At 34.5% G+C, this 14,113-nt stretch carries 12 protein-coding genes, 1 tRNA gene and 2 pseudogenes; 7 read left to right on the top strand and 8 right to left on the bottom strand.

From position 1 onward, the window contains the following. Nucleotides 1-37 precede the first annotated feature (37 nt). From CWS20_RS16720 to CWS20_RS16710, 3 genes are all read left to right on the top strand, one after another. Nucleotides 38-2,878 carry a 2-oxoglutarate dehydrogenase E1 component gene (locus CWS20_RS16720; protein ID WP_066190879.1) on the top strand — a complete coding sequence of 947 codons (2,841 nt, stop codon included), beginning with the start codon at nt 38-40 and terminating at the stop codon, nt 2,876-2,878. Between the two features lie 66 nt (nt 2,879-2,944). Beyond that, entirely contained in the window at nt 2,945-4,177 is a 1,233-nt protein-coding gene (gene odhB / locus CWS20_RS16715) for a 2-oxoglutarate dehydrogenase complex dihydrolipoyllysine-residue succinyltransferase (protein ID WP_066190881.1), read from the top strand. 324 nt (nt 4,178-4,501) lie between these two features. Continuing rightward, complete coding sequence (locus tag CWS20_RS16710; protein ID WP_066190882.1) at nt 4,502-5,191, top strand: N-acetylmuramoyl-L-alanine amidase family protein; 690 nt, start codon at nt 4,502-4,504, stop codon at nt 5,189-5,191. A 248-nt stretch (nt 5,192-5,439) separates the two neighbouring features. On the opposite strand, the gene CWS20_RS16705 is transcribed toward CWS20_RS16710, so the two are convergent. Together CWS20_RS16705 and CWS20_RS16700 are read right to left on the bottom strand one after the other, a co-directional pair. Beyond that, on the bottom strand, nt 5,440-5,895 hold the full coding sequence (locus CWS20_RS16705; RefSeq protein ID WP_142385392.1) for a hypothetical protein: 456 nt from the start codon (nt 5,893-5,895) through the stop codon (nt 5,440-5,442). Between the two features lie 187 nt (nt 5,896-6,082). Next, nucleotides 6,083-6,289 (bottom strand): hypothetical protein, encoded by a 207-nt coding sequence (locus CWS20_RS16700; protein ID WP_066190888.1) that lies wholly within the window; start codon nt 6,287-6,289, stop codon nt 6,083-6,085. A gap of 120 nt (nt 6,290-6,409) precedes the next feature. Here CWS20_RS16700 and CWS20_RS16695 point away from each other — a divergent pair. The 3 genes and pseudogenes from CWS20_RS16695 to CWS20_RS29490 all read left to right on the top strand — a co-directional run bounded on the left by CWS20_RS16695 (nt 6,410) and on the right by CWS20_RS29490 (nt 7,708). Beyond that, a pseudogene (locus tag CWS20_RS16695) lies at nt 6,410-6,819 on the top strand (RusA family crossover junction endodeoxyribonuclease). A 46-nt stretch (nt 6,820-6,865) separates the two neighbouring features. Next, nucleotides 6,866-7,394 (top strand): annotated as a pseudogene (locus CWS20_RS16690) (tyrosine-type recombinase/integrase); the annotation flags it as partial. A gap of 215 nt (nt 7,395-7,609) precedes the next feature. Beyond that, nucleotides 7,610-7,708, top strand: a complete 99-nt coding sequence (locus CWS20_RS29490; RefSeq protein ID WP_488175129.1) for a hypothetical protein — start codon at nt 7,610-7,612, stop codon at nt 7,706-7,708. Between the two features lie 106 nt (nt 7,709-7,814). On the opposite strand, the gene CWS20_RS16680 is transcribed toward CWS20_RS29490, so the two are convergent. From CWS20_RS16680 to CWS20_RS16655, 6 genes are all read right to left on the bottom strand, one after another. After that, a complete protein-coding gene (locus CWS20_RS16680) occupies nt 7,815-8,246 on the bottom strand; it encodes a ferritin family protein (protein ID WP_066190895.1) in 432 nt (143 codons plus the stop codon). Between the two features lie 583 nt (nt 8,247-8,829). Beyond that, complete coding sequence (locus tag CWS20_RS16670) at nt 8,830-9,297, bottom strand: DUF2690 domain-containing protein (RefSeq protein WP_066190897.1); 468 nt, start codon at nt 9,295-9,297, stop codon at nt 8,830-8,832. A gap of 691 nt (nt 9,298-9,988) precedes the next feature. Then, nucleotides 9,989-10,471 carry a hypothetical protein gene (locus tag CWS20_RS16665; protein WP_066190900.1) on the bottom strand — a complete coding sequence of 161 codons (483 nt, stop codon included), beginning with the start codon at nt 10,469-10,471 and terminating at the stop codon, nt 9,989-9,991. A 182-nt stretch (nt 10,472-10,653) separates the two neighbouring features. Then, nucleotides 10,654-10,785 (bottom strand): hypothetical protein, encoded by a 132-nt coding sequence (locus CWS20_RS29030; RefSeq protein ID WP_276328316.1) that lies wholly within the window; start codon nt 10,783-10,785, stop codon nt 10,654-10,656. Between the two features lie 506 nt (nt 10,786-11,291). Further along, a tRNA-Ala gene (locus CWS20_RS16660) sits at nt 11,292-11,364 on the bottom strand. A gap of 174 nt (nt 11,365-11,538) precedes the next feature. Further along, nucleotides 11,539-12,234, bottom strand: a complete 696-nt coding sequence (locus CWS20_RS16655) for an MgtC/SapB family protein (protein ID WP_066190903.1) — start codon at nt 12,232-12,234, stop codon at nt 11,539-11,541. A 114-nt stretch (nt 12,235-12,348) separates the two neighbouring features. Between CWS20_RS16655 and CWS20_RS16650 the strand changes: the two genes are divergently transcribed. Further along, on the top strand, nt 12,349-13,275 hold the full coding sequence (locus tag CWS20_RS16650) for a DMT family transporter (protein WP_066190906.1): 927 nt from the start codon (nt 12,349-12,351) through the stop codon (nt 13,273-13,275). The last annotated feature ends 838 nt before the right edge of the window (nt 13,276-14,113 follow it).

Here is a 14,113-nt window from a genome sequence, read left to right as displayed (position 1 = left end):
GAGAAAAATTCAATAATGTTTAACTTAATAGAAAGGGATGGAAAGTATGAATAACACAACTAGTTCATGGCATGATGTTTCTGGGCCTAACTTAGGTTATTTGTTAGAACAATATGATTTGTATTTGAATAACCCGGATTTAGTTGACGAAAGTTTACAAGGGCTATTTGCGACGTGGGGAGAACCCCAATTAGATATAACTGAAAATAATGAAGAAGCTGCTTCACCAGCATTTGTTATTAATAAAATGAAGAAGTTTGTTGACGTATTGAAACTAGCAGAAAATATACGCACAAATGGGCATTTAGAGGCAAATATTTATCCATTAGAAAAGCAATCGCCATCAGAATTGCTCACTTTATCTTACTATGATTTAACAGAAGATGATGTGAGGGAAATTCCAGCAGAAATTATTTGTCCAGAGAAGAAGGGACAATTATCAGATGGGTTAGCTGCTATTCAATATTTACTTGAGGTGTATACAGGCTATATCGGTTTCGAAATTCAGCATGTAGAACCAGAAGAACGACGCTGGCTTCAAAGCAAAATTGAAAATAAGTATTATACATTGCCATTCTCTGCTGAAAAAAAAGCGGATCTTTTCTCTAATTTGTATAAAGCAGAGGCATTTGAACAATTTATTCAAAAAACTTATGTTGGGCAAAAACGTTTTTCTGTTGAAGGATTAGAAACACTTGTTCCTTCTTTAGAAGAATTGATTTCTTTATCAGCGGAAGAGGGAATTAAAAACGTAATGATTTCTATGTCACATAGAGGTAGATTGAATGTCCTTGCACATGTATTAGAAAAACCATACGAAGGGATTTTTTCACAATTTCAGCATTCAACATGGATGAACAAAAACCCTGATTATTTGGAAACAAAGGGCAGCACTGGTGATGTTAAGTATCATATGGGGGCAGTAAAGAACAGACAAATTCAAGATAAAAAAATTAAAGTCACCTTAGCCAATAACCCAAGTCATTTGGAGTTTGCAGGTACGGTAGTAGAAGGATATGCAAGAGCAGCTCAGGATGATTGTTCTGAAAAAGGGTATCCGAAACAAGATGTATCAAAAGCACTTGCACTATTAGTGCATGGAGATGCCGCTTTTCCTGGCCAAGGTGTTGTAGCAGAAACATTAAATTATTCAAGAACGAAAGCTTATCAAACAGGCGGCACCATTCATATTATTGCAAATAACTGCATTGGCTTTACAACAGAAAGTGAAGATTCAAGATCTACTAGATATTCCAGTGATTTGGCGAAAGGTTACTCTATTCCAATTTTCCATGTCAATGCTGATGCTCCTAAGGCGAGCTTGACAACGATGCGTTTAGCATTCGAATATCGTCAAACATTCAAAAAAGATGTTGTAGTTGATTTAATTGGTTATAGAAGAATGGGTCACAATGAAATGGATGAACCAATGGCTACAAACCCGTTAACATATAACATTGTTCATAAGCATCCAACGGTTACAACTGTATATAAGCAACAATTAGTAAGTGAAAAATCAATGACAGCTAAGCAAATAAAAGAAATTGAAACAAAAATATTAAAAAAAATTACAGAGGCGTATAAAAATATTAATAAAGAACATTCAGAAGTTCGCTCGATTTCAGAGTTACAGGCGGAAAACCATCATGAAATACAAAAAGTAGATACTACCGTCGATAAAGAAACATTAACCAAAATTAATTCCGAGCTTCTAGAATGGCCAAAAGGCTTCAACGTGTTCGGTAAACTACAAAAAATATTAAATCGTAGACTTGAAGTTTTTGAGAAAAAAAGGAGAACAATTGATTGGGCACATGCGGAAGCGTTAGCTTTTGCAACGATATTGAAAGATGGTACTCCAATTCGATTAACTGGACAAGATTCTGAGAGAGGAACATTCTCCCATCGAAATATTGTTTTATCCGATGTGAAAACGGGTGAAAAATATTGCCCATTGCATAAAATTAGTACGTCAAATGCATCCTTTGCTATCCATAATAGTTCACTTTCAGAAGTATCTATACTAGGCTTTGAATACGGTTATAATGTTATTTCACCTGAAACGCTAGTACTTTGGGAAGCACAATTTGGTGACTTTGCGAACGGTGCACAAGTCATCATCGACCAATTTATATCTGCAGGACAATCCAAATGGGGTCAAAAATCAGGAATTATAGTTTTATTGCCACACGGTTATGAAGGTCAAGGACCAGAACACTCTAGTGCTAGATTAGAACGTTTCCTTCAACTAGCAGCTGAAAATAACTGGACTGTTGCAAATCTGTCTTCCTCAGCTCAATATTTTCATATTTTAAGAAGGCAAGCAGCGATACTGAATACTGATGAAGTAAGACCTTTAGTAATAATGGCCCCAAAAAGCTTATTGCGTAATGCATCTGCTGGAGCGTTTTTAGAGGAATTTACAAATGGTCAATTCCAAGAGGTTATTGAGCAACCAGGATTAGGGAGTGAATCAGATCAAGTAGAGCGAATTGCCTTCTGTACAGGTCGACTCGCAGTAGAGCTATCAGACCATGTGGCCGATACAAAAACCTTTAATTGGTTAGATATTATTAGAATTGAAGAATTATATCCTTTCCCGGAAGAACAAATTAGAAGTTTAATTGGTAAATATAAAAACCTAAAAGAGGTTATCTGGACGCAAGAAGAACCAAAAAATATGGGTGCATGGAGCTATATTGCTCCAAAGTTACAAGCTTTAATACCTGAGCATATTAAAGTTTCCTATACTGGTCGACCAGAAATGTCAAGCCCTTCTGAGGGAAATCCAATGATTCATAAAAACGAGCAACAAAGAATAATAGATGAAGCATTAACACCAACTGATAAAAATACAAAGGAAGAGGTAAGTATTTAGTTGTTTTCGGCATAAGCAGGCGGATTAATTTGTACTTGTCAATCCAATAAAAGGGTGTGTAAAAAAATGGCAGAAATAGTAGTTCCACAATTAGCTGAATCCATTACAGAAGGTACGATTGCACAATGGTTAAAACAACCTGGTGAAACTGTTTCAAAAGGTGATTATATAATAGAGCTTGAAACAGACAAAGTAAATATAGAGGTTATTTCCGAGTTTAGCGGGGTATTAAAAGAAACTTTAAAGACTGAAGGTGATACCGTAAATGCTGGAGAAACGATTGCGATTATTTCTGAAAGTAACGTAAGCAGTTCTGAAGAAAAAGTAGTTGAAGAAAAAATAACTCCAGAAATAACGCCTATTGCAGAATCATTTACTGAACCTGTAAGTAATGTTATTGCCTCCCCTGCAGCAAGGAAATTAGCAAGAGAGCGAGGAATTGATTTACAAAATGTAGCTGCCTTAGATCCATTAGGAAGAATACGTAAACAAGATGTATCAAACTATGTACCTGAAGGTCGTTCAGTTGCAAACACTGCATCTCCAGCAGCACGGCAAACAATACCAGCTCAACAGACCGCTCAAACAAACAGCAACAAGCCAGTAGAAACAAGAAGGATGTCTCGCCGTCGTGCAACCATTGCCAAGAATCTTGTAAAGGTACAGCATTCTGCGGCAATTTTAACCACATTTAATGAAGTAGATTTGACTGCTGTTATGAATGTAAGAAAGAAAAGAAAAGATACATTCTTTAAAGAACATGATGTAAAACTAGGGTTTATGTCATTTTTTACAAAAGCTGTCGTCAGCGCTCTAAAAAGCTATCCGCTATTAAACGCTGAAATTCAAGAAAATGAAATGGTCGTTAAGAAATTCTATGATATTGGAATTGCTGTTTCTACTGATGAAGGCTTAGTGGTCCCAGTTGTAAGAGGTGCAGATCGGTTAAATTTCGCAGAAATAGAGAAAGAAATTAGCGATTTAGCACTGAAAGCAAGAGAAGCAAAACTTACTTTATCCGAACTTCAAGGTGGTACATTTACGATAACAAACGGTGGTACATTTGGTTCTTTATTATCTACACCAATCTTAAATGCTCCTCAGGTTGGAATATTGGGCATGCATTCTATTCAAAACCGACCTGTTGCTTTAGACAACGGAACGATTGAAATTAGACCTATGATGTATCTTGCACTCTCTTATGACCACCGTATTGTAGATGGTAAGGAAGCCGTTGGGTTTTTAGTGAAAGTAAAGCAATTGCTTGAAGATCCAGAAAAATTACTTTTAGAAGCTTAAGAATAGAAAGTCTTAGTTTTTTAGGAGGCATAATATGAATATCCATGAATATCAAGGAAAAGAAGTCCTCGGTCAATATGGTGTATCGACTCCAAAAGGAAGGGTAATATAGGTGATGAGACAGCATCACCAGCACATAGTATGTAAACATGTACAAGCATGAACTGCTGCTATCAATAATTAAAATGACACTATATAGGAAGGTCTAGCAAACCATTTATTAGGCTCTTATCTCCTTTTGCTTGTTTAATAGATGAATTAGTGGTTCTGTACAATCACTTTTTAAGTTTTTGCATAAAACTATTAAAAAAGGAGAGATTTATGATGGTTAAAATATTTATTGATCCCGGTCATGGTGGCACAGATCCAGGTGCGGTTGGTAATGGACTACAGGAAAAGGCGATAACCTTACAGATATCGACTAGAATGAGAGATATGCTCATTAATGGATATAATAATGTTTCCGTTTTAATGAGCCGTACAGGTGATGAGACGGTATCACTAGCACAACGGACAAATGTAGCGAATAGCTGGGACGCAGATTATTTTCTATCTATTCATATTAATGCAGGGGGCGGCACAGGATATGAAGACTATATTTATCCGGGTGTAGGGGCGCCAACTACAACTTATCAAAATATCATTCATGAAGAGGTTTTGAAACAAGTAGATTTCCAGAACCGAGGGAAGAAACAAGCCAACTTCCATGTGCTAAGAGAGTCCAATATGCCTGCGATATTAACAGAGAATGGTTTTATCGACAATGCTGCTGATGCAAATAAGCTTAAACAACCTGCGTTTATTGAAAGAATCGCCCGCGGCCATGTGAACGGACTGGCTCGAGCATTTAATCTTCAACCTAAAGCACCAGTTGTTTATCATACAGTTGTGACAGGAGATACAGTTTACTCTCTTGCCCAAAGATACGGAAGCACGATTCAGCAAATTCGTAGTTGGAATGGATTAGATGAGAATTATACTATTTATATTGGACAGGTCTTACGTGTAAAGTAATCCTAAAAGGTAGCAATACACAAACTCATTCCAATATATAAAAGAGTGGTTTGTGATTTTCTGAGGGGCGAGTGGTCTAACTGAAATGATTTTGTTTACACTTTATCTACACTCTGAAAGGATTCATATGGCATCCTCAGAGTGTAGACAAAGTGTGATACTAAGAAAATCCTAAACGTTTCTTTTTTTTGAAAAAGAGCTTCTCTACAGTCTATGATTCATTAATGAAGTGAAAACAGCATTCTAGGTTATTTATAGGGCTCAATATACTGCCATTTTTGAAATAAGTAAATTAATGCTGCACATATGAGGCAGTTAATATATATCATTAAATGATACTGAGATTTCATTTCATATATCCCCATGTATTCATACAAATTCAATATTCCAAAGGCAAAAATAGCATCGCTAATCGCATTAATGCAGAAATACAAGAGGAAATTTCCAAATGTGAAATATAAAAATACTGTAGGCAAAACAATATATATCCCATATATAAAGGGAGTAGTATTAGTTAACGGGAATATAGTATCTTTAATTTCTAAAAGGTTATATCGTTCGTATAATTGAAAGAAAATAGTTAATAGCAAAGCGCTTACTAATCCGCCTGGCAAAAAAGATTTTAATCTTTGTTTATCTAAAAAGAAGAAAATTCCCCAAGGCAAAATCAGCATTGTCCATAAGTATATATGCGTGAACATCATTTACATCCTCTCAGAATTGATGAGGATATTATTTCCAAATAGTTTGTTCATATGCAATTAAAGTTAAGAAACATTAAGCACTTTCTATTTCGGAGGTTCGTTAGAAGTGTAAAGGAAGGTTATATAAGGCGGTGGTGTCCATTCGTTTAAGTTATTTCTTCGCCTCATTTTTAATGTACAGAGAAAGCTAAATAATTAAATTAAGGCACTGCACCATGCCCTTTTTAGACATCTCCATCATTTGACCAAAGCTCCAATCGTATTCAGTAATCATCAATTCAGTCTTATTTTCACTCACACGTTTGAATTCTATAATATGAAGCTGATTCTGCGGAAAATCTGGAGGCATGCCTACTGCTGCAGGATCGATTTTATTTCCTTTATCGTCTGCCAAATTGTGAATATATTCGATTCGCTGTAAGTGTGAAGAACCAAATGGGTACGCAGTAGAAGGTCTTTGTAGGGTGTGTTACATAGATAAGCTTGAATTCAAAAAGGGAATGGATGAGGAACGATGATTCAATTTACTGTATATGGAGAGCCTGAGCTCAGGGAAGGACGAGAGCTACTACAATCAATGGACTAGTAAGAATGTATGATCCTAAGAAGTCTAAAGCTTCAAGGAGTATGTGAAACTTGTTGCTTCCCAAAATAGACCCTCTCAATTAATAACTGGACCGTTAGTATTATCTGTCATCGTACATTGAAAAGCTTTAGTAAAAAGAAAGCTTCAGAAGCTGAAAATGGAGAGCTAAGACCAATAACTAAACCTGACGTTGACAACTATGTCAAAGGTGTAAAAAATGAGCTCAAATCTGTTATTTGGAAAGATGACAGCCAAGTAGTGGACCTGCATGTTAGTAAGTATTTAGTCAGAACCCTCGTGTTGAGGTAACTATTCAGGAAATTAAACAAACCTTTTGAATCTACTAATCAAGCTTAAAACATAAAAAACAAGGGGGTTTTTGTATTGAAAACCGTTCAACCTATACGTGATTAGAGAAAATTGCTGCTATGAAACAAGTCTTAATGAATCAGCATTATAGAAACTACTTCTTATACGTATTAGGGATCAATACTGGTTTTAGGATAAGTGATTTACTCACTTTGAAAGTGGGTGATGTGAGGAATAGAAGTCACATTGTAATCAATGAACAAAAAACAGGGAAGTTGAAGCGGTTCAAAATAAACAGCGAACTTCAGCATCATATTAGTGATTTTACCATTAGCAAGGATGTCGCTGAGTACCTATTTAAGTCCAGGAGAGGCAATGATCGCATTCATCGGGCAAGCTTGGAAAATACTTAACATGGCTGCCAGTGAGGTTGGACTTAATGAGGTAGGGACTTATACGCTACGTAAAATATTCGGTTATCACTTTTATCAGATATAAGGATGTTGCGGTGTTGCAACAGATATTCAATCATTCATCACCAGCTGTAACTATGAGGTATATCGGAATTAATCAGGACATCATGGATGAGGCTGGATGGGTTTTCATTATAAGGAGGAATTTAAATGAATTGTCCCTTTGTGAGTCGAAGGTCAATATACTTAAAAATGACGCTCCTAAGGGGCAAACAACTATTGATGATTATATAGATGGACGAAACGATGGGGATGCAAAGTTCGTAAATTAGGAAGCGTTGAGGAAATGAAGCCTGAAACCAAAACGGATATGTTTGGAATCTAGAGCTTCGCTTAGAAACGATTCATTTTCGGTATACAAGAACCAACCAAAAGTAAGGCATGGAAAAGCGTTAAAAAAAGAAATCGGTTGGCATGGAGCCAAGTATGGCAATTTCAAAGCTAAGCCAATTTCCATACATCATACTGAACATCTAGGGAAGGGATTAGGCGCAGAAATCAAACGTATGTAATTGCATTTGTATTATGTTTCGTAAAAAAATAGAGAATAATTATCCTCTATTCATTAAGTACAAAAACCATACAGCATGATTTTGCTCATCTTTGGCTGCTCTATTAAATTGTTCTTTAATATATGGATCAACAGCTTTATCTGCAATTTCTAAATAAAAGTCCACAGAATGTTGCTCATCGTTAAATGAAAAATCTAATCCTGATTTATAAGAATTTGGGCACTGGTTATTTAATTGAGGAGAATGAGATTGACCAGTTAGTTGTGTATAAATCCTGTTAAATGATTTGAAATGCCTTTTCTCATCTTGTCTAATTTCTTTAATAACAGTCCTAGCTTTTTCATTAGGTGCTAATTGCTGAAGTTTTTTATAACAATTGATTGCAGAGTACTCACCATCAATAGCTTTGGAAATATCCATTATAAGTTCTTGATTGTTTCTAAAATCTAAAGGGCTGCTAATGTAATACATTTAATCAACTCCTTAATCTAAATCAGTTCAGTATATGCATTATGACAGATTAAGGAATTTGTACACATAAGAATTATTAAGTTTATTAAAAAAAGTACCTATGTGAAGGTGCTTACTTAAAAAATACATGAAAACCTAATGCCATGGGGATTAACCAAATGAAGAAACCTAATAAGGCTATTGGCGCAATAAAGTAATTGTAGAGTTTAACCGGCAAAAATTTAAATAGCAAAAGTCGGTAAATGAAAACAACTCCAAACATTGTAATAAAGAGAATTATTAATGGTCCAATAAATTGCATGAGTTAAATTCTATACCTTCAAGAATATCCATATGAAAACACCTCTTATGTAGGAAAGTAGTTATATTTTACTGTAATATGGAAAAGTTTGAAAAGAGAAATCAAGAGAAGTAATGAAGTTAATCACGAAATTTCTCAATATTATCGTAAATATTCAAATATTCTTTAATGAACATTGTAAAGATACCGTTTATGAATAAAAGAATTTATTTATATAGCGTTTATATTAACTAATATAAATAATAAAAGCAGGCATACATATAGCATGCCTACCTAAACTTATTAATATGATGCAGTGGTAGCCCAGACATTGTAATTAGAGCCATAGTACTTACCAAAGGCATAAGAGGATCTTGGATCTAAATCATAAACCATTGGAGTATAACATGAAGTTTGACCAGCTATGACTTTACCGTTACCACCTGAAGATTCACAACTTAATCGTTTACCATCAGTATTACGTGTTACTTCAGCATTAGCTTCAAAGCCAGATGGAACTTTACTGTCCATTGTAATTTTAGCCCAAGCTGTTTTACAAGTACTACTGAATTTTAATTCAACGACACCTATCTTTTTATTGTTTTCATTAACTAAATTGGCTGATGCTTTTGTACTTGCACTAGAAGCACAATCATTGTAGTAAGGGCTCTTCCCATCGTAAGAATGATTTTCAGCATGAGTTGTTATAGTTCCGAATACAAGAAATGGTAATAGGAGTAGAAATGATACTTTGATAAATAGTTTTTTCATAAACTTTTAACCTCCTAAAATTTTTTACCATACAAAATAAAAAGACAGTCCTCCTCTTTTGGTAATTTTATACACATAAATATTAATTGGATTTAATTATTGAGTCAATAACAAATGGAAAAAATAGTTAAAATGAACGGTGGGGTGAGCGAATACAGTAAGTAGAAATAATCATTACTTTTATCTCGATAGATCAGGAGTAATGAAGGAAATGGATAATGAAAAGGTATGTCAGGAATAAAAAGGTGAAGGATACTTCCGAAATCAATTTGGAACCAATTGGACAGAATGTGAAGAATGTTTAGTTGAAGGCGCTGCTGTATAGTACGAATAAAATATGAAACATATTGATCGGTTTGTTGATTATGAACAACTATTGTAATTAGTTATCCTTGTTTTTGAATGAAAAAATAATTAAATTAAGTAAAAATTCCAAGACTATATGAAGCATATAATTCAACTCCTTCTTAATTAAAGATATTAAGGATTAGGAGTTAATTTGGAATGGAATAAAGAGACCGAGCTTTTTAATATACTCATTTATTATGTAATACCTGTAGTTATACTTGGACTGGTTTTAATTGGAGTTATTTTACTGCTGAGGAATTTAATAAGGTTTAGAAATAATAACAAGAAAAAATCAACGAAATAGAAAGTAGGAGGAGTTAATTTGGCTTTTCGACCGCTTGAGTCACCTACGCCTAATTAGTTTTAAATTATATGGCAATATAAAGACGAATACAAAAAAGTAAAACAAAACAGAGAGAAAATTGAACCAACCTTTTACTGTCATATATCCAGAGTATTCCATTCCTAGTTCAATGGCAAAAGAAATGAATGTGAATAATATTACTAATTTCCATTTGTTTTTCGTATCCAAAAAACTCAAAAAAATACATGCTAATGATGAAGGTATGAATGTGAATGAAAAAATGTCTCCGATTCCTGGTTTTTTAGGAGAACCTAAATCAATCAAATCGAAAACTCTTAGAATAAATGCATCAGTAAACCATGTTGCAAAGCCAACTATACAAAAAATTATATATATTTCTACCCAATTAATTCTTCTTTTAGGGATCAGTAATAGGGTTACTAAAAGAGCGATACTTATCGTAATTGGAAACCATAATCCTTTTGCTCCAAGGTCTAGATTACTAAGGGCGGTAGAAAGCATTGTATCTCCTCCAAATATTACTAATCCTTAGTATGAACTTTGAAATTAAGAATAATTCATTAATTCCAGGTTCTATAAGTAAAGTTGATAATTTGAAGAAACACAAGATAGAAGAAGTTAATTTGAAAAAGGCTGACTAACGGGAAAGTAATTTACAAGGTTGAAGTCAGCCTTGAGAGAAATTATTTATCAAACTCACATAAATTTGTACCTATAGAACAACCTTGCGGGTCAACATTTGCAGCAGAAACAGTAGTTGTCAAAGCAAAAGATAAAACAGTTATTAAGCCTAGTCTTATCAATAATTTTTTCAATTTCTCACCTCCTTTTTTGTTATTCGTTAATATATTAACATCAAGAAAATCAAGTGTTAGATTAAGATCTAATATTGCACATGAACTTGAACTTCATAACTTATCAGATAGCTCTTGGATATCATTTTGCCTACATTTTGTTTGTGTTAGATGAAGCTCAGGCATGGATTTTGACGTCTGCTCACGCATTAGATCGTGTAGTTAATATAATGGTCGCTTTATCCTTTCCAGTGGCGAGTGTTGTAATTGTAGGGGCATCTCCTTCTTAATGTTTCGGAATGCGGAGAAGGCACGGGGCATGATATAGAATGCAGGATTAGGTTTTGTATTGATTCAAGTTTTGCCATTGATTTGAATGTACTTAAACAGGTGGGGAGTGCTATTTAAGATATAAAAAATACAGAAAGAAGAATTTTGACGACAAAATGACGACAAAGGGAAACTGGAGGATTAATTATAAATAGTCAAAAATAAAAGAAGCCCTGATAAATCAAGGCTTCTTGGTATGGAGAATAGGGGGCTCGAACCCCTGACCTCATCGCTGCCAGCGATGCGCTCTCCCAGCTGAGCTAATCCCCCGGATATGTACATAAAAGATTATATCTGGTGAATACTCATCTTTCAAGAGGAAATTATTAATTTTTTTGCTAAAAAGGATTTTTAACTTAATCAAAATGCGTAAGTGAATCTCAATATATATTGCCAAGTAAAATAAAGGCATTCGCTGATAGGAGTGGGCGAAGTTGAGGTTTTCTAGTGCATGCTTTCGATTTCCATAAATTTTACTCCGGGCAGTTTAGAAATATTGTAATAAAAATCAGTCGTTTTTTGTTTATAGTCGACGGCAATGGTTAGTTGTAATTGGGGATTGCCTTCTTCTGTGTCTTTAATTTTTGTTCTTCTAATGGTTGCTTTTAAATCTTTAATTGCTGGGATGATTGCTGCAATATTTTCTTTGCTTTCTACAGTTAATTTAAGCGTGATTTCTTTTTCCCGCAATTGTCTAGGTCCTATCAAGCCTAGTAAGTATGGAACAACCTCCACTGAGATAATAAGCAAAATGACACCAGCAGCAGCTTCCATATAAAAGCCTGCTCCTACCGCAATACCAATTCCGGCAGCTCCCCAAATAAGTGCAGCTGTGGTTAGTCCGGAAATGCTGTCATTGCCTCTTCTTAAGATGACACCTGCGCCCAAAAACCCAATGCCTGAAACGATTTGTGCAGCAAGACGCAATGGATCCATAGTTATATTGATGGCATCATTGCCAGGGAAGATATAGGCAGACTCAATCGAAACAATGGTCAAGAGGCAACTAACAATCGAAATAACTAAACTAGTTTTAAGACCAACCGGCTTTCTCTTTAGTTCCCGCTCAAGTCCAATAATAAGGCCGAGAACAGCTGATATGCCTAATTTCATTAATATTTCCATTTCTAGTCCAGTCATAGAATCGCCTGCTTTATTGTATTTTTTGCTTTTGAAAACAATATCTTTAACTAACAGGTACGGTGTAAAATAGTCTATACCCTATTTAATTATGAAAGAAACCAGGTGAAGAAAATGTCTGAAGCAAAAGTTAATCCGTACTTAATCCTAGCTATTGGGGTTATCTCTGTCTCCACATCAGCTATTCTCGTAAAAGTAGCATCTGCTCCAGCTGGAGTTATAGCTTTTTACCGCCTTTTTTTTACTGTCCTCTTCATGTTGCCAATCTTTCTTATAAAGTATGTTCATGAACTGCGTCATATTACTAAGAAGGATTGGCTGTTTTGTATGATATCTGGAGTGTTTTTAGCTTTTCATTTTATTTTATGGTTTGAATCGTTAAATTACACATCCGTTGCGAGCTCAACGGTATTAGTGACATTGCAACCGTTATTTGCTTTTGTCGGTACCTACATCTTTTTTAAAGAAAAGTTTTCTTGGAAAGCAATCATAAGCGCAGTCATTGCCATCGCTGGCTGTATAATCATTAGTTGGGGAGATTTTATGATCAGCGGTTCAGCGTTATATGGAGATATGCTGGCACTAATTGCTTGTGCTTTAGTAACTGGTTATTTAATGTTTGGTCAATCCGTTAGACAAAGGGTCTCTTTAATAACTTATACATTTTTAGTGTATGCAAATAGTGCGGCAGTCCTCTTTATATATGTTATAACTGTTCAGGAACCTCTGTATCCATATCCTGCTAGTGATTGGCTTTATTTTGTATTACTTGCTTTAGTCGCAACCCTATTAGGGCATACGCTGTTTAACTGGTCAGTTAAGTTTTTAAGCACCTCAACCATATCGATGGCGATATTATTTGAACCTGTAGGAGCGGCAGTACTTGCTTATTACTTATTACAGGAGAGCTTAGTATGGACACAAGTTTTAGGAGGATTCATTGTAATAGGGGGATTATCTATATTCTTACTAGATGAAAGAAGCATTCGAAAAAAGCAGCTGCAAAGTCAGTTAATTAAAATGAACAGTAGCAAACGATAGTAAAAGTAGAAAAAATTTTAGAAAAGGTGAAGGAGCGCGCTCCTTCACCTTTATATATATTTACATGAAAATATAGGATAGCCTTGAGAATATAAAGCCTGCAGTAACTGTAAATATAAATGTACCCCCATATACTTTCCCTTCAGAATTTGCGATTTTTATTCCTTCAACGTAGGAATAAGAGAATAAAAAAATTGCCATGATTACTGATAAATAGAGTGCTGCGGTCTCCAGCTTCATTCACACCTTTCTAAAAGAATAGAGATGATAGATTATATGAGTTGAGTTACTAGACTATTACTGTTTTATTAGTATTGTGATAAAAGAAAATAGATTAATACAGTGGATAAACTTATCTACAGGTTGTGGATAAAGCGGTGGATTGTTTATTGGAACGGGAAATATTTGTTGATAAAATTGTGGATTCATTAAAATTTATGATAGGACAAGGAGAACTTAATTCATTTCATACAATTATTTTAGAAAATATATAGTAGAAAATAGAAAACGCTCAATATGAAAGCGTTTGTATTTGTTAATGTTGAAATAGCTTACTAGAAAATGATTAATAATAAATAATATGAAAAAACTTTTAAAAACTATATTGCAAACACTTTTATTACGTGGTATATTATATCTCGTCCCCGATAATTAAATGATTTTATAACTTTAAAAAAGAGAAAAAAGTTATTGACATTATAAAGGGATATGTGTTAAATTAATAAAGTCGCTTTTGAAGCGAATGAGATTGATCTTTGAAAACTGAACGAACAAAAACGTCAACGTTAATTCTAAAAAAACAGCTGAATAACAGCTGAGCACCATTGGTGCAAAAACG

The sequence above is a fragment of the Cytobacillus horneckiae genome, assembly GCF_002835735.1.
GTDB classification, from domain to species: domain Bacteria; phylum Bacillota; class Bacilli; order Bacillales; family Cytobacillaceae; genus Cytobacillus; species Cytobacillus horneckiae.
The sequence above is the reverse complement of the archived record's forward strand: the minus strand, read 5'-3'. Positions and strand labels throughout refer to the sequence as shown.

Coding starts and splice junctions, on each gene's coding strand:
- CWS20_RS16720 (WP_066190879.1), top strand. CDS start 38: ATGGAAAGTATGAATAACACAACTAGTTCATGGCATGATGTTTCTGGG.
- odhB (WP_066190881.1), top strand. CDS start 2,945: ATGGCAGAAATAGTAGTTCCACAATTAGCTGAATCCATTACAGAAGGT.
- CWS20_RS16710 (WP_066190882.1), top strand. CDS start 4,502: ATGGTTAAAATATTTATTGATCCCGGTCATGGTGGCACAGATCCAGGT.
- CWS20_RS16705 (WP_142385392.1), bottom strand. CDS start 5,895: ATGATGTTCACGCATATATACTTATGGACAATGCTGATTTTGCCTTGG.
- CWS20_RS16680 (WP_066190895.1), bottom strand. CDS start 8,246: ATGTATTACATTAGCAGCCCTTTAGATTTTAGAAACAATCAAGAACTT.
- CWS20_RS16670 (WP_066190897.1), bottom strand. CDS start 9,297: ATGAAAAAACTATTTATCAAAGTATCATTTCTACTCCTATTACCATTT.
- CWS20_RS16665 (WP_066190900.1), bottom strand. CDS start 10,471: ATGCTTTCTACCGCCCTTAGTAATCTAGACCTTGGAGCAAAAGGATTA.
- CWS20_RS16655 (WP_066190903.1), bottom strand. CDS start 12,234: ATGACTGGACTAGAAATGGAAATATTAATGAAATTAGGCATATCAGCT.
- CWS20_RS16650 (WP_066190906.1), top strand. CDS start 12,349: ATGTCTGAAGCAAAAGTTAATCCGTACTTAATCCTAGCTATTGGGGTT.